At 63.3% G+C, this 14,343-nt stretch carries 17 protein-coding genes; 8 read left to right on the top strand and 9 right to left on the bottom strand.

From position 1 onward, the window contains the following. The gene (locus X730_RS150950; RefSeq protein WP_031196940.1) at nt 1-957 is read right to left on the bottom strand and encodes an NAD(P)/FAD-dependent oxidoreductase; all 957 of its coding nucleotides are present in this window, start codon (nt 955-957) and stop codon (nt 1-3) included. 188 nt (nt 958-1,145) lie between these two features. Between X730_RS150950 and X730_RS150945 the strand changes: the two genes are divergently transcribed. The 8 genes from X730_RS150945 (at nt 1,146) to X730_RS150910 (ending at nt 7,774) form a co-directional block, all read left to right on the top strand. Continuing rightward, complete coding sequence (locus X730_RS150945) at nt 1,146-1,487, top strand: DUF768 domain-containing protein (protein WP_023696361.1); 342 nt, start codon at nt 1,146-1,148, stop codon at nt 1,485-1,487. A 156-nt stretch (nt 1,488-1,643) separates the two neighbouring features. Continuing rightward, entirely contained in the window at nt 1,644-2,678 is a 1,035-nt protein-coding gene (locus tag X730_RS150940) for an ABC transporter substrate-binding protein (protein WP_031196941.1), read from the top strand. A gap of 10 nt (nt 2,679-2,688) precedes the next feature. Further along, nucleotides 2,689-3,456 (top strand): ABC transporter permease subunit, encoded by a 768-nt coding sequence (locus X730_RS150935; protein WP_023741839.1) that lies wholly within the window; start codon nt 2,689-2,691, stop codon nt 3,454-3,456. Then, entirely contained in the window at nt 3,456-4,127 is a 672-nt protein-coding gene (locus tag X730_RS150930) for an ATP-binding cassette domain-containing protein (RefSeq protein ID WP_023826382.1), read from the top strand. The genes X730_RS150935 and X730_RS150930 overlap by 1 nt, the downstream gene beginning before the upstream one ends. After that, nucleotides 4,124-5,299, top strand: a complete 1,176-nt coding sequence (locus X730_RS150925; RefSeq protein ID WP_023826383.1) for a branched-chain amino acid ABC transporter substrate-binding protein — start codon at nt 4,124-4,126, stop codon at nt 5,297-5,299. Before X730_RS150930 ends, X730_RS150925 begins: the two co-directional genes overlap by 4 nt. Further along, entirely contained in the window at nt 5,287-6,249 is a 963-nt protein-coding gene (locus X730_RS150920; RefSeq protein ID WP_023729523.1) for a PQQ-dependent catabolism-associated beta-propeller protein, read from the top strand. The genes X730_RS150925 and X730_RS150920 overlap by 13 nt, the downstream gene beginning before the upstream one ends. Beyond that, complete coding sequence (locus tag X730_RS150915) at nt 6,246-6,971, top strand: ABC transporter ATP-binding protein (protein WP_023733211.1); 726 nt, start codon at nt 6,246-6,248, stop codon at nt 6,969-6,971. Before X730_RS150920 ends, X730_RS150915 begins: the two co-directional genes overlap by 4 nt. Beyond that, nucleotides 6,968-7,774 carry an ABC transporter permease gene (locus X730_RS150910; RefSeq protein WP_023681112.1) on the top strand — a complete coding sequence of 269 codons (807 nt, stop codon included), beginning with the start codon at nt 6,968-6,970 and terminating at the stop codon, nt 7,772-7,774. The genes X730_RS150915 and X730_RS150910 overlap by 4 nt, the downstream gene beginning before the upstream one ends. 1 nt (nt 7,775) lies before the next feature. Here X730_RS150910 and X730_RS150905 read toward each other — a convergent pair whose 3' ends face one another. From X730_RS150905 to X730_RS150870, 8 genes are read right to left on the bottom strand one after another with little or no spacing between them, the layout of a single operon-like run. Further along, nucleotides 7,776-8,192, bottom strand: a complete 417-nt coding sequence (locus X730_RS150905) for a c-type cytochrome (protein ID WP_023826384.1) — start codon at nt 8,190-8,192, stop codon at nt 7,776-7,778. Then, nucleotides 8,173-9,051: a cytochrome c oxidase assembly protein gene (locus tag X730_RS150900; protein ID WP_023704606.1), complete on the bottom strand. Its 879-nt coding sequence runs from the start codon at nt 9,049-9,051 to the stop codon at nt 8,173-8,175. The genes X730_RS150905 and X730_RS150900 overlap by 20 nt, the downstream gene beginning before the upstream one ends. After that, entirely contained in the window at nt 9,048-9,389 is a 342-nt protein-coding gene (locus X730_RS150895) for a hypothetical protein (protein ID WP_023681115.1), read from the bottom strand. The genes X730_RS150900 and X730_RS150895 overlap by 4 nt, the downstream gene beginning before the upstream one ends. After that, nucleotides 9,389-9,994: a cytochrome c oxidase subunit III gene (locus X730_RS150890; protein ID WP_023681116.1), complete on the bottom strand. Its 606-nt coding sequence runs from the start codon at nt 9,992-9,994 to the stop codon at nt 9,389-9,391. Before X730_RS150890 ends, X730_RS150895 begins: the two co-directional genes overlap by 1 nt. After that, the gene (gene ctaD, locus X730_RS150885) at nt 9,991-11,961 is read right to left on the bottom strand and encodes a cytochrome c oxidase subunit I (RefSeq protein WP_023681117.1); all 1,971 of its coding nucleotides are present in this window, start codon (nt 11,959-11,961) and stop codon (nt 9,991-9,993) included. Before ctaD ends, X730_RS150890 begins: the two co-directional genes overlap by 4 nt. Then, a complete protein-coding gene (coxB, locus tag X730_RS150880; RefSeq protein ID WP_245261361.1) occupies nt 11,958-12,971 on the bottom strand; it encodes a cytochrome c oxidase subunit II in 1,014 nt (337 codons plus the stop codon). The genes ctaD and coxB overlap by 4 nt, the downstream gene beginning before the upstream one ends. Next, nucleotides 12,968-13,501, bottom strand: coding sequence for a c-type cytochrome (locus X730_RS150875; RefSeq protein ID WP_023681119.1), 534 nt, complete (start codon nt 13,499-13,501; stop codon nt 12,968-12,970). The genes coxB and X730_RS150875 overlap by 4 nt, the downstream gene beginning before the upstream one ends. Then, on the bottom strand, nt 13,498-14,289 hold the full coding sequence (locus X730_RS150870) for a substrate-binding domain-containing protein (RefSeq protein WP_023826386.1): 792 nt from the start codon (nt 14,287-14,289) through the stop codon (nt 13,498-13,500). The genes X730_RS150875 and X730_RS150870 overlap by 4 nt, the downstream gene beginning before the upstream one ends. Between the last annotated feature and the right edge of the window lie 54 nt (nt 14,290-14,343).

Below are 14,343 nucleotides of genomic sequence, written 5' to 3' on the forward strand. Positions count from 1 at the left end.
TCAACTTCGCCGGAAGTTCGTCGCCGGCTCGGCGCAATCGCGGAGGTCGTTATGAATGTGAGTTGCAGCCTTGGCGGCGTCTCCGAACGCAACAGCAATTTGATTGAGCCCCTCGGCCACGTCGCCAATGGCATAGAGTCCTGGCGTTGAAGTCTCAAGGTGTCGGTTGACCAGGACATAGCCTTCTGCGTCACAGTTAGCCCCCAGAGCAACCGCGAGTTCGGAGCGTACGTCGCTGCCCATCGAAGGGTACACCACATCGATGTTGCGCATCGGGGCGCCCTCGGCCATGACGACATCGAACCCGGTTCGTCGAGGGATCAGGTCATCGACCGCGTCCCAGATTTCAACTCCGCCTGCCAAGGCGGCGCCGCGGGCAGCTTCGGAAACATCATCCTGGTTATTGGCGAGCAAGGCGACCTGACTGCCATATCCCTTCAGGAACAGAGCCTCCCTGACGGCGAGATGCTCCGGACCAACAACGCCGATGCGGCTACCCCGGGCCTCATATGCATCGCAAACCGGGCACAGTCTGACAATGCCGGTTGCGATCGCCTCCTCCAGTCTTTCAATGGGAGGTGCCTTGTCCACAATGCCCGTTGCCAGAATCACGCGCCTTGCTTGGACAATCCCGCAGGTGGTCGTCAGAACAAAAAACCCCTCGCGTTTTTCGGCGTGGCCTACGCAACCATGGACAAGGCTCGCGCCGTATAGCTGTGCCTGGGCTCGTAGGCGGCCGAGCAGTTCTTCCCCGCTGATGCCGTCGGGGAAGCCGGGACAGTTGCGGGATTTTGGGATGAGCTTGGCACGCGCATGCCCCGCGTCGAGCGAGATCACCGAACGCAGAAACCTGGCTAAATACATGGCTGCAGCGAGCCCCGCGGGGCCGCCGCCGACGATGGCAACGTCAAAAACTAGTGCGCCCGAAAAGCTTGGTTCGCCCGAAAAGCTTGGCATCGGGCCTAACTTCAACTCAACGAGCTTGTTCCACAGGGTCGAAATGGACGCAATCAGGATGCACACTGCACAATAAGAGTGAACTCCAATCGAGTCGTGAAGAGAAAGGCCACTGCCTCATCAAGCCTGCAAAAACCTCGTGGCTCCCAACGCTGTGAGTACAGCACCACTGGGAAAGTGAACGCATCATGGAACTTCGGCTCACCGTCGCGCTTAGTTTGGCGAAAGGGTGGTCTGAGATGAGCGCGACCAGAGAGTTTTTTCAAAACTGGCTACAGGAGAATGTCGGCACACTTCCTGGTCGAGAGGAAGTCAGCGTCGCGGTGCTCGCTCAGCAATTCGAGCAGGATGCCGAGGTGGCTGGTTATGGGCGTGAAGTAAGGGAGGACGAACTCGGAAACATCGAAGATGCTATCGTGCAAGCGATCGAGAACGCCGGGTCCGGGGTGCAGAGCCCGAGCTCCGAAAAGAGCGATCCGGCACCTGTAATGGACGCGTTGGAGGTCGATGATGCCAAGAGCGGACCGTAGCCCCTGACACCTTCTTCTGTTCGCCTGAACAAGCCCCCGGACTGCCGTACGAGCCGAAAAACGGACCTTAGGTGCTTTCCCGTTAGTTCCATGCACCATCGAGGAACATTCCTGCCGCCACCGCGTTAGGAAAGTTCCTTCACACCCGGTGCGCCCGTGCTGACTGCTACCCTTCCAGGCGAATGGCTGACCCGGCATGATCAGGGTCACATCTCGCGGCGGGCCGCTCTTGCGGGTATTTGTTGCTGGCTATTGGGTGCTTCCGCAGAAGCCGCGCCACAGCCATCGCCGCTCGTGCGATTTGGCGTGCTGGGATTTGGCACCGCCGCCTGGGAAGTTGACGTCATGCGGCGACATGCGTTGGACGCTGTGCACGGCGTATCAATCGAGGCTCAGCGGCTTGCCGGGACCGAAGCCGGTAAGACCGCATTGCTGGCGGGCAGCGTCGACGTCATCGTTTCGGACTGGGTGTGGGTCATGCGCCAGCGCAGCGAAGGCGCTGATCTGGTGTTCTATCCCTATTCTCGTGCCGTCGGCGCGCTGGAACTGCCGCAAGGCTCGTCCATTCGAACTCTTGCGGACCTCAAGGGCAAAAGGCTGGGGATCGCAGGTGGTCCGCTGGACAAAAGCTGGATCCTGTTGCGCGCGCTCGGCCTCCGTCAGGTGAAGCGCGATCTTGCTGAAGAGGTGGAGCCAGTGTTCGGCGCGCCGCCTTTGTTGGAGCAGGAATTTCTGGCGGGGCGACTGGATGCACTGCTGACGTTCTGGAATTTCGCCGCTCGTCTCGAGTCAGAGGGGGCAAGGCCTCTGCTCAGTGTCGCGCAAATCCTGCAGGGGCTTGGCGTATCCGTGGACTTGCCGATGCTCGGCTACGTCTTCCATGAAAGCTGGGCGCGGGCCAACCCGATAGCCCTCGCGCGATTCACGAGCGCGACCGCGGCAGCGAAGTCGCTGCTCGAGTCTTCGGACGACGAGTGGCGGGTGCTCGCGCCTCAATTGGGCACGGACGATCCTCACCTACAGGCGGCGTTACGCGCCGCCTATCGAGCCGGAATCCCTCGTCGTTTCGGCAAAGACGAACGTGATGGCGCGGCCCGGTTGTTTGCAATCCTGGCCAAATTGGGCGGCGAGGATCTGGTCGGCAAGGCGACGAGCCTCGATCCTGGTGTCTTCCGGGCCATACCGGCTTGAGCTCGCGCCAATGACCGATGTCCCAGCGTTCCCCATCACAATGCAGCGTTGGCAATCGGCTGCGGCATTGCTGACCATGGTGCTCGTCTGGCAGATTGCATCATCGATCGCCGCCGATCGGCTGTTTCCTGGTCCGGTCCAGGTTGTTTCGGTTCTCCTGCACGAAGCGGTTCGGGGCGAGCTGCCATACCATTTGGGCATCTCGCTTGCGCGCGTCGTGGCAAGCCTCGGGTCGGCAATACTCATCGGCGCGGCCCTTGGCTACGCGGCAGGCCGCTCGCACAGAGCCGACATATGGATGAGGCCTTGGATCGTCTTACTCCTCAACATGCCGGCGCTGATCACGGTCATTCTAATTTATATCTGGCTTGGTCTTGCCGAGACCGCGCTTGTCCTTGCGGTCGCGCTCAACAAGATCCCCAATGTCGTGGTGACTATTCGTGAAGGCGCCAGCCGGCTGGACAAGGACTTTGCCGAAATGGCTGAGCTCTATCGCTTCGGGCGTGCTGCAAAGCTGCAGCATGTCGTGCTGCCGCAATTGGCGCCGTTCTTTCTCGTCACCCTGCGCAGCGGGCTGGCATTGACGTGGAAGATCGTGTTGCTCGCCGAACTGCTCGGCCGCTCCAACGGCGTCGGGTTCCAGCTACAGGTCTATTTTCAGAACTTCGACGTCACCCACATCCTTGCCTATGCGATCAGCTTCGGCGTTGTGATGCTTGCCATAGAGTATGGACTGCTTGTGCCGTTGGAACGTCGTCTGTTCGCCTGGCGACGCTGATGCTGAGGATCAGGATCGAGGACAAGACTTTCCCCGGTGACGACGGCCAGCGCCGGACGATCTTTCGCGCGCTGTCGCTTGATATAGCCGACGGACAGGTCTGCGTCCTGACCGGCCCTTCCGGTGTCGGCAAGTCGACGCTGCTGTCGATCGTTTCGGGCGTCGACCGCGAATTTCGCGGCAGCGTGAGCGGACGACCGCTTCCGATAGGCATGCTGTTCCAGACACCGAGGCTGCTGCCCTGGCTTACCGCCTTGCGCAATGTAGAGATGGCCATCCCGGATCGCGCGCCCGATGCGGCCCGGTGGCTTGCCGCTGTCGGCCTGAAAGACAATGAGAAGAGCTATCCGCAGCGACTCTCGGGCGGCATGGCGCGGCGCGTAGCGCTTGCCCGGGCGCTCGCCGTGGAGCCTGCGCTCCTGCTCCTCGACGAGCCATTCGCTTCACTCGACGAGGCGACCGCGCAAGACATGCGCCGCCTGCTGCAGGATTGTTTCGCCAGTCGGCGGACTACCACGCTGCTGGTTACGCATGATCTCGCATATGCCTCGTCGCTGGGTGATCGGGTTATTGTTCTGGAGGGATCGCCGGCCCGCATCGTGCGCGATGTCGCAATCTCTCGTGGCGATGAAGCGGGATCGTCGCGCTTTGGGCTGGGGGCGACACAATGAGACTGTTGCTGGGCCTTCTCTTTCTTTTGCTGATCACCGGCCCTGGCGCCACCGAGCAACAGACGATGGTGATCGGGTATATCGGCCAGGAGCGCAAACCGGCTCTGCCCCTTGGACCCCTTGATGAAACCGTCACCGACGACGGCCTGCAAGGCGCACGGCTTGGCATTGCCGACGACGAAAGCACCGGCCGGTTTCTTGGGCAGAAATTTCGGCTGGAGGAAAGGATATTGAAACCAACCGAAACGCCGGACGACGCGGTAAGACAATTCGCCGATGCCGGCATCGCCTTTGTCGTCGCCGATCTCGACGCCAGTCAGCTTCTACAGGCCAGTGCCGCGCCCGGTGCCGAGCGGATGACGTTGCTCAACAGCCGGGCGCCGGACGACGAGCTTCGCCAGCAGGACTGCCGTCGGAACGTGCTGCACACGATCCCGAGCCGCGCCATGCTCGCCGACGGGCTGGCGCAATATCTCGCCTGGAAGCGCTGGCAGCGTTGGTTCCTGCTTGTGGGGCCGCATTCGCAGGATCAGGCGATGGCTGCGGCCTTTCGACGGGCGGCGGCTCGCTTCGGAGCCGAGATCACGATCGACCAGCCGTGGACATTCAGGCCCGCCAACGGACGTGCCGATACAGGGCATGTCACGCTGCAGACCGAAATACCGGCGGTCACGCAGGTCAGCGACTATGATGTGCTCGTGGTCGCCGACGAGGCGGATGAATTCGGCGCCTATCTGGAGGGCCGCACTGCGCTGCCGAGAATCGTCGCCGGCACGCAAGGGCTTGTCGCCACAGGCTGGAGCGCTGTCAGCGAGGAATGGGGCGCCACGCAACTGCAGGACCGTTTCCACAGGCAGGCAGGGCGCTGGATGTTGCCCAGCGACTACGCGGCCTGGCTCGCTGTGCGCAGTATCGGCGAAGCGGCGACGCGCCTGCACAGTCTCGATCCCGCGGCAATCGGCAGATATATACGCGGCGACGCGTTTCTTCTCGCTGGCTTCAAGGGGCAGGGGCTTAGTTTCCGTCCCTGGGACGGACAGATGCGCCAGCCCATTTTGATCGCCGGGCCTCGCCTCTTGATTTCCAGCTCACCGCAACCGGGCTTCCTGCATCAGCGCACGCCGCTCGACACGCTGGGCATCGACCTGGAGGAGAGCACATGCAAGTTCTGATGACGCTGTTGTTGGCGGCGTTCGCTCTTGCTGCTCCCGCCGCCGCCGAGACCATCTATGTTTCCAATGAGCAGGATAATACGGTTGCGGTCGTCGACGGCGTGACAATGACTTTGCTGGCGACGATCGATGTCGGCCGCCGTCCGCGCGGGCTGGCACTGTCGATCGACAACAAGATGCTGTTCGTCGCGGAAGGCGACGACAACCGCATCGACGTGGTCGACGTCGCGAAGCGGCGGGTCGTCGGGGAATTGCCTTCGGGAGCCGATCCGGAATTCTTCGCAGTCCATCCCGATGGCAAGCGGCTGTTCGTCGCCAACGAGAATGACAATCTGGTGTCGGTGGTGGACATCGCCGCGGCCAAGGTCATCGGCACCGTGGATGTCGGCGTCGAACCGGAAGGAATGGCGGCCAGCGCCGACGGCCGCTATGTCGCCTGCACTTCGGAGACCACCAGCATGGTGCATCTGATCGACGCAGGCACGCTTGAACTCGTCGACAATCTGCTGGTCGATACCCGGCCGCGCGCGGCTTTATTCTCGCCGGACGGGAAGCAATTCTGGGTGTCCTCGGAGATCCGGGGCACTGTCACCGTCTTCGACACGGCAACGCGCGCACAGACCGGCAAAGTCGAGTTCGAGGTGCCGGGTATACGACGCGAGGGTGTGCAGGCGGTCGGCATGGCGACGTCTCGCGATGGCACGACCGTCTATGTGGCGCTCGGCCCCGCCAACAGGATTGCGGAAGTCGATGTGAAAACGCTGGCGGTCCGTCGGCTCTACCTTGTTGGTCAACGACCCTGGCACGTTGCGCTCTCCGGCGACGAGAAGCGCCTGGTCAGCGCAAACGGGAATTCCGGCGATATTTCGTTTATCGATCTGGAAAACCAGGAGGTGGTGAAATCGCTGCCGGTAGGGCGGGGGCCGTGGGGCGTCGTGATCGGGCCATGAACGCCTTGTCGGTCGAGAATCTGGGCCATAGTTTCGGAAACCGGCGGGTTCTCGACGGCGTCTCTTTCTCTGTGGCCCAAGGCAGGATGTGCATCTTGCTAGGCCGCAACGGCGCCGGCAAGACGACGTTGTTCTCGCTGATCACCGGTCTTTATCACGCCCGCTCCGGCTCGGTGCATGTCTTCGACCAGGCGATGGATGTCAACCCGTCCGCCGCGTTGGCGCAGATGGGCGTCGTCTTCCAGTTGCCGACCCTCGACCTCGATCTGACGGCCGGCGAGAACCTGCGTTACCACGCGGCCTTGCATGGGCTTAGCCAGGCCTTGAGCAAGGAGCGCTCCATCCACGAACTCGGCCGGCTGGACGTGCTGGACAGGATCGACGATCCTGCCCGAGCGCTTTCCGGGGGGCAGCGTCGCCGTGTCGAGATCGCACGTGCTCTGATGCATAGCCCACGCCTTTTGCTGCTGGATGAGCCGACCACCGGGCTCGACGTGCCGGGCCGCCGCGCGCTCGAGCGGCACGTGCGGGAGCTTTGCCGCCAGCGCGGCATTGCCGTTCTGTGGGCAACACATTTTCTGGAAGAACTAACGGCGGATGACGATGTGGTGGTGCTGCATCGAGGCACAATCCGGTGGGCCGGCCGCGCCGATCGCCTGGCTGCCGATCTCGGTGTGGCGAGCACGGGCGAGGCCTTCGCGTCGCTGACGGAGTCCGAATGAAAACGTCTCACGCAGTGCGCGCGCTCAACGGCATCCTGCGCAGGGAGATGCTGCGCACGTTGCGGCAACGCGGCCGGCTGCTCTCGGCGATGGTGCGGCCGCTGGTCTGGCTGGCAATCTTTGCCGCTGGCTTCCGCTCCGTTCTCGGTCTGTCGATAACGCCACCCTACCAGACCTATGTTCTCTATGACGTATATGTGGTGCCTGGGCTAGCGGCCATGATGCTGCTCTTCCATGCCATGGCGAGTTCGCTGGCCATGGTCTACGATCGCGAGATGGGCAGCATGCGCCTGTTGTTGACCGCACCATTGCCGCGCTGGTACCTGCTTGCGGCGCGCCTGCTGGCCAGCGTGATCGTCGGCGTGCCGCTGGTCTACTTGTTTCTGTTGATCGCGCGTTTCTGGGATGTGCGGCCGCCCGTTCTCGGCTACGTCGCGGTATTTCCGGCGCTCGTGCTGGCGGGCCTCATGCTTGGCGCGTTCGGACTGCTTGTCTCCTCGGTTTCGACACAGATGGAGAACTTTGCCGGTGTCATGAATTTCGTCATCTTTCCGGTGTTCTTTGCCTCGACGGCGCTCTATCCGCTGTGGCGGCTTGCCGAGGCGGGACCGGTGCTGGCAACAATCGCCGCCTGGAACCCGTTCAGCTCGGCGGTCGAGCTGATACGCTTCGCGCTCTATCTGCGGTTCGATCCTGTCGCGGCGATTGTGGTCCTTGGCTGCCTCATCGCCTTCTTCCTCGCGGCGGTCATCGGCTATGACCCCGGCCGGGGCTTGTGGTCCCGGCGCGGCGGCGAGGGCTGATTTACCTCAAAGCATAGAGATAAGCGGCGATGTCCCGCGCCTGTTGCTCGGTGATCCTCGTCGACGGCATGGCCGTGTGCGGATTGACTTCCCTCGCCGAGCGTATCCAGCGGATCATGTTCTCCGGATTGTTTGCCAGCAGGCCACCGATAAAGACCCTGTCGGCAAGGCCACCGTCCAGGCGGGGTCCGACCTGGCCTTGCGCACCCGGCACGCCGGGTATCGTATGGCAGCCGGAGCAGCCATTCGCCGTCATGATCGGAATGGCGCGAGCGCCTACGCCCCCGGTCGCCGCATCCGACTCGTGCCGGACACGGTCGCGCCGGTCGGACCACAAGGTCGCCGCTGCTACAGCCGTGGTCAGCAGCAGGATTGCGGCAAGGGCGCCCCCGATCAGCCTACCCAGGTCGGAGCGCATGTGTTGCCTCCCTGGTTGCGCTGCTGCTTATCCACAGGCCGGCGAGCAGCAGGGCGGCGCCGCCATAGATCAAGCCGGCCGGAACCCACATTACCAATCCGGCAAGTTGCTGGTCCTCGATCGCGGTCAGGCCCCACAACGCGGCGCCGGCGCCATTCTCCGGATACCAGAGTTTGGGCGACATCAGCAGCAGGACACCGAGCAGGCCGGTATGAAGCGAGGTGAAGAAAAGATGCATGACGGAGCTGCCATAGGTCTGCTGTCGACCGGGGCGCGGAAGGAGCGCCCACCAGAACAGCAAGGCTGTGCCGAGGAAGCTCGCATGCTGGGCATAATGAAGAAAGCCCTGCTGGAGCGCTGCCTGGAACAACGCCGGAATGTGCCAGATCCAGATGGCGACGCCGTGAATGATCGTCGCGTTGAGGGGGCGGATCACCAGGGCCCAAACCGATTGCAGCGTCTTTGCGCGCGTGAGCTTGCCCGTTCCGCGGCGAAGTGAGGCCGGCAAGGACCAGAGCAGGACTGCGCCTGGGCAAGCGGCGACAAGGAGGGGCGCCGCCACCGCCATCAGCAGTTCATGCTCGATCATATGGGCGGCAAACACCCGCTCGCCGAGCGCGTGGATGGGGCTGACCAGTGCTGCCGTCAGCACGCCCCAACCGGCGGCGAAAAACAACGCCTGCCGCATCCGCTCGGGACGGCCTCGGCTGCTGCGGCGCCACAACCGAGTCGCTCCGATGGAATAAAGGAAGGCAATCGCGGCCAGCGGAAACGTGATGGGAAATGCGAGCGTCCATCCGGCCTCGGGCGCGCCGGCGCCGTAGCAGATCGAGGTCGAGAAGAACGCGTCGAAGCTCATCGCAGGCACTCGTCGAGAATGAGAGCCGCGCTGCCTTGCATGATGATGACGAGGGCAAACAGCAATGCCGCAAGCATGCCGAGATCGGCGACGAACTGCTCGGTGCTGCGCGTGCGCTCAGGCTTGAAGGCGGCGCCGCCCTGCCGCTTCGCCCGCCATGACAAGGCACCGCCGAGCAGCGAAAGCACGGCGAGCACCAGTGCCACGGGAAGCACCACCGGCACCTGGCGGTTGCACTGCCATGGTACGAGTGCGTAGTTCAGCTGCGTCGAGATTGCCCAAGCCATCGGCCCCGACAGAAGACCACCCCAGGACGTTCCCATTTTCAACGCACGCATCAGCCTAGCCTCGGCATCCAGTAGATGAGCAGATAGATCGGGATCCAGGTCAGCACCACGAAATCCCAATAGAAGACATTGTCGCCGACATCGCCGAAGCGCCGGCCGCTATAGCCATGGCGTGTGAACATCAGCACCGTCAAAACGATGGTGTCGCCGACATCGGTGATCAGGTGTGTGGTATGCAGCCCGAGCAGCACCCAGAGCATCGAACCATAGGCGTTCGTGTCCCAGTAGATGTTCAGCGCCGGGAATTCGAACCAGCGCACGACAAGCGGGGCCAGACCGAGCAGCGACATCACCACCAGCCCGATCCGCACCGGCACGATCGCGCATTGCTTGGCATGGCCGTGGAGGATGTGATTCGGCACCACGCTGATAATGAACAGGATGGTGACGATCGTTCCGGGCCAATGGTTGGGGTGCGGGGCGCTTAGACGCCAGTTGGGCCACAAAGTGGCGAGATAGAGATAAGCGCCGGCGGCCAACGCAAAGCCCATGCCTTCCAGCGCCATGAAGCCGAGCGTTCCCCACCAGGTCGGGCTGCGCGGACCATGTCCAAAGGTTGGGAGGTCCGAAAGATCCAAGCTGGGACGCTCACTCATCCCTCATCCTCCGGGTCGTCCTTGGGCCAGAACCAGCCGATCAAGGTGATGGCGATCGGCGCGGCGCCCCAGACGATCGCCCAGGGCGTGAAGATCGAATAGACAAACGTACCGCCGACAGCGATTGCCGCCAGCAGCGGCCAGATCGACGGTGTCGCCGATTTCTCGCGAATGTCGGGGTGGGCTTCCGCCACGGTTGAGATCAACAGCTCACGGACATCGACGCGGAGACCGGTCGCCACAGGCAGCGCCTCCCGTTCGGCCCAGAGCGGCTCGACATGCGTGACAATCGGTATCCGCGCGAAATTATAGCTTGGCGGCGGCGAAGACGTCGCCCATTCGAGCGTACCGGCATCCCAGGGATTGTTTCCGGCCAGCGCGCCCTTCAACGCGCCGTGTACAAGATTGAAAGTGAACAGTACGAAGCTGAGGAAAAAGAGCACCGCGCCAGCGCTGATGAACAGGTTGATGTTGCCCCAGCCAAGCTCGGCCGGATAGGTGTAGACCCTTCGTGGCATGCCCCAGAGCCCGACGAGATGCATTGGGAAAAAAGCCGCGTTGAAGCCGATGAAAGCCAGCCAGAAATGCCAGCGCCCGAGACGCTCGCTCATCATGCGGCCGCTGATCTTGGGGAACCAGAAATAGGCGGCGCCCAGCAGCGGGAAGACCGAACCGCCGATCAGCACGTAATGGAAATGGGCGACGACGAAATAGGTATCGTGCACCTGGAGGTCCAGCGGCACCGAAGCGAGCATGACGCCGGTGAGGCCGCCGATGACGAAGATGAAAAAGAAGCCGAACACGAACAGCAGCGGCGTGCGGATCACCGGCCTGCCGTCCCACAAGGTTGCCAGCCAGCAGAAGATCTGAACGCCATTGGGGATGGCGATCAGCATGCTCGACGCGGTGAAGAAGCTGGCGCCGAGCTTGGGTAGCCCCGTCGCGAACATGTGATGGACCCAGAGGCCGAACGAAAGGAAACCGACGGCAATCAGCGACAAGACCAGCCCGAGATGCCCGAACACGGGACGCCGGGCGAAGACCGGGATGATCGCGGAGACCATGCCCGTCGCCGGCAGGAAGATGATGTAGACCTCGGGATGGCCAAAGAACCAGAACAGATGCTGGAAGAGCAGTGCGTCGCCGCCCTCGGCGGGGTTGAAGATATGTGTGCCGACCAGCCGGTCGAGGATCAGGAAGGTCGAGGTGATCATCACCGCGGGCATGGCGAAGACGACGACGAAGGAGGTAACCAGCATTGCCCAGACGTAGAGCGGAATCCTGTCCAGCGACATGCCGGGGGCTCGCTGCTTGAACACGGTGACGATGGTTGCCACCGCGACGGCCAGGGAGGATACTTCTGTATAAGTGATCATCTGGGCCCAGACGTCGGCCCGCTTGCCCGGCGCGAATTCGGGGCCTGACAGCGGCACATAAGCAAACCAGCCGACGTCGGGCGCCATGTTGAGCGCGAAAGACACCCAGGCGAATATGCCGCCCGAAACATAGATCCAGTAGCTGAACGCATTCAGGCGGGGAAAGGCGATGTTGCGGCTGCCGACCATCAGCGGGACGAGATAGATGCCTGTCGCCTGCACGATGGGCACGGCGAACAGGAACATCATGGTCACACCATGCATCGTGAACAGCTGGTTGTAGAGGTCCGGGCCGATCAGACCGCGCTGCGGCCCTGAGAGCTGGATGCGCATGGCGACAGCGTTGAGCCCGCCCAGGCACAGAAACACGAAGGCGGTGATCAGATAGCGCCGTGCGACGACCTTGTGGTCGACGCTCGACAGCGCGCCGATGATGCCGGGGGGCGTGCGCCATGTCCGCGCCAGCCAGCGATCCAGGCTGGCATCGTCCATGCCGGTGTCGCGCGGTCCGTCATGCTCGGGTGCGACGTCGCCTGTGGCGGGCGTTTCGCGCGGCAGGTCGCGTTCGCTTGTGAGATCCGCGCTGCTCATTTAAGCGCCTCGAGATAGGCGACCATGGCGTTGAGTTCGTCGCCGCTGAGTTCCACCACCGGCATGTGGGATCCGGGCTTGATGCCCTGTGGGTCGGCTATCCAGGCGGCGAGGTTGCCGCGGCTCATCGTCAATGTCCCGGCGGCAAGCGTCTGCCGGCTGGCTATATGGGTGAGGTCGGGGGCGACCGTTCCTCCGGCAGGCGTGCCGCCTATTCTGTGACACATCACGCAAGGGCGCTTCAGAAACAGATCCTGGCCGGCCTTGGCCTCGTCCCCCGTCGGAGTAGCTGCCGGCTGCAACTGGTCGTTCCACCAAGCGTCGAACTTCGCACGCGGCTCGGCGATGATGAAGGTACCCATGTTTGCGTGCTGCGCCCCGCAGAACTCGGCGCATTGACCTCGGTAAACACCAGGCTTGTCGGCCTTGAGGTCGAGCACGTTCATGTGGCCGGGAATGAGGTCGAGCTTGCCCGAAAGGCTCGGAATCCAGAAGGAATGGATGACGTCGGTCGAGGTCAGAAGAAGCCGCACCGGTTCCCCGGCGGGGATATGAATCTCGTTCGCCGTGGTCAGGATGCGGCTTGGCGTGGCATCCTCATAGCGCACCTCCCACCACCATTGATGGCCGGTGACCCGAATGGTCAGCGCGGCATGCGAGCCGATCGCGGCGAGCGTCCTGTTGGCGAAGAAGCTCAGCAAGGTCAGTCCGATCAGGACAATGGCGGTCAACCCGACGGCGGTCATCACCGCGCGCAGCTTCCGGTCGTCGGCGCCGGCCTCGATCGCGAGCGGCTCCGCCTGCGCGCGCGACCGCATCATCAAGGGCACGACGAGGGCGATCATCACCAGCACCCACACCACGGCGCAGAGCGCGGTGAAGAACCAGATCAGCCATGCCAGTTCGCTCGCCGCGGGACCTTTCGGGTCGAGGGCGGATTGCCAGCCCGCGCATCCCTGGAGCAACAGAGCGCCGGCGGTGGCGAACGCCATCGAGACGAGACGTTTCACGGCGACTTCCCCAGCGTGGCCGCGTCCGGCATGCGGTTTTCCGACGGATGCGCCATCATGTCGTCATTGCGTTGCGGCGCGGCGGAAGACGGCGCGTTGCCGCTCAGCGAGCGCACGAAAGCCGCAAGCTCCCAGATCTGGTCGTCGGGAATCTTGTCGCGGAAGCTCGGCATGCCGTTTGGCCGACCGTCGCGGATCGTGGCATGGATGCTTTCGATCGAGCTGCCATAGAGCCACTTCTGGTCCATCAGGGCCGGCCCCATGCCGCCGCCGCCATTGGCGTGGCATCCCGAACAGTTGAACCAGCCGAAAAGCCGTTTCCCTTCGCTCATGTGGAAGGCGTTGGCCTCGAAGCTCGCCGCCTTGTTGTCGCTGGCGGGGGGCCGCTGTCCGCCGGGCTCCAGCGTGGTCACAGGCGTCGGCTGCTCGCCCGATCCGAGCGCCGATTGCGGGCGCGTGTCACGTTCCTCGCGCTGGCAGGCAGCGAGCGCAAGGACTGGAAACAGGAGCATGGCCACAGCGGCTCTCATCGCACCGGGCTCCCCGAGGCATCGAGGCGCGGCACGCCATATTGTGACAGCAAGGCATCTATCTCGACCTTGTGCCTGGACAGGGCGCCATTGACGTCCCCGCGCAGCGCATCGTCTTCGCGGCGGACGCCCATCGAGATGTCGTAGATCATCGGCAGTTGCGGTCCGTCGATGCGGGGCGCAACCGGCGTGATGCGGAGCGGCACCTTCTGCCTGGCGGCGAAGTAGCCGGCGAGGGGGCCCCAGACCACCGCAAGGTCGATCTCGCCACTCGCCACCGCTTCGACGATGCGCGCCGGCGGGTTGGGGGCGGAATAATCGCCATACACGGGATAGCCAACGAGGTGCCCGACGATACCGCGGCGGCCAAGCGCCTGGACCGGAGGCGAATTGGCGCCATCGTCGCCGATGAGCTGAACACCGATCCGCATGTCGCGCAGCCGCGGATCATTGAACGATGCTACGTCGGGGCCGTCCCTGCGGGTGACGAAGACATAGGACGATCGGTAGTAGGGCGTGGTGGTGCGCAGCATTTCGAGGTTGCTCGGCGTGCCCGGCACGAGATCGCACAGGCCCGCCTTCAGCGTGTTGCGGATGAAGCCGCGACGCTGCGCCCACCAGGTATAGGTCAGCTTGGCGCCGAGATCGGACGCAACGATTTCGGCGATCCTGTTCTCGAAGCCCTGACCTGCCGCGTTGGAGAACGGCAGGTTGTTCGGATCGGCGCAGACCCTCAGCTCACGTGCGTCGGCTGTGGCCGTCAAGAACACGAAGGCGATCGCGGCCATGCCGATCGCCAGCCGTTGACACCCCTTTCGCGCCGGACCTACGGTCAAGTACAA

This window comes from Mesorhizobium sp. L103C131B0 (assembly GCF_000502275.1).
Classification (GTDB): domain Bacteria; phylum Pseudomonadota; class Alphaproteobacteria; order Rhizobiales; family Rhizobiaceae; genus Mesorhizobium.

Coding starts and splice junctions, on each gene's coding strand:
- X730_RS150925 (WP_023826383.1), top strand. CDS start 4,124: ATGAGACTGTTGCTGGGCCTTCTCTTTCTTTTGCTGATCACCGGCCCT.
- X730_RS150875 (WP_023681119.1), bottom strand. CDS start 13,501: ATGAGAGCCGCTGTGGCCATGCTCCTGTTTCCAGTCCTTGCGCTCGCT.
- X730_RS150905 (WP_023826384.1), bottom strand. CDS start 8,192: ATGCGCTCCGACCTGGGTAGGCTGATCGGGGGCGCCCTTGCCGCAATC.
- X730_RS150920 (WP_023729523.1), top strand. CDS start 5,287: ATGCAAGTTCTGATGACGCTGTTGTTGGCGGCGTTCGCTCTTGCTGCT.
- X730_RS150915 (WP_023733211.1), top strand. CDS start 6,246: ATGAACGCCTTGTCGGTCGAGAATCTGGGCCATAGTTTCGGAAACCGG.
- ctaD (WP_023681117.1), bottom strand. CDS start 11,961: ATGAGCAGCGCGGATCTCACAAGCGAACGCGACCTGCCGCGCGAAACG.
- X730_RS150910 (WP_023681112.1), top strand. CDS start 6,968: ATGAAAACGTCTCACGCAGTGCGCGCGCTCAACGGCATCCTGCGCAGG.
- X730_RS150890 (WP_023681116.1), bottom strand. CDS start 9,994: ATGAGTGAGCGTCCCAGCTTGGATCTTTCGGACCTCCCAACCTTTGGA.
- X730_RS150950 (WP_031196940.1), bottom strand. CDS start 957: ATGCCAAGCTTTTCGGGCGAACCAAGCTTTTCGGGCGCACTAGTTTTT.
- X730_RS150930 (WP_023826382.1), top strand. CDS start 3,456: ATGCTGAGGATCAGGATCGAGGACAAGACTTTCCCCGGTGACGACGGC.
- X730_RS150870 (WP_023826386.1), bottom strand. CDS start 14,289: ATGGCCGCGATCGCCTTCGTGTTCTTGACGGCCACAGCCGACGCACGT.
- X730_RS150935 (WP_023741839.1), top strand. CDS start 2,689: ATGACCGATGTCCCAGCGTTCCCCATCACAATGCAGCGTTGGCAATCG.
- X730_RS150900 (WP_023704606.1), bottom strand. CDS start 9,051: ATGAGCTTCGACGCGTTCTTCTCGACCTCGATCTGCTACGGCGCCGGC.
- X730_RS150945 (WP_023696361.1), top strand. CDS start 1,146: ATGGAACTTCGGCTCACCGTCGCGCTTAGTTTGGCGAAAGGGTGGTCT.
- X730_RS150895 (WP_023681115.1), bottom strand. CDS start 9,389: ATGCGTGCGTTGAAAATGGGAACGTCCTGGGGTGGTCTTCTGTCGGGG.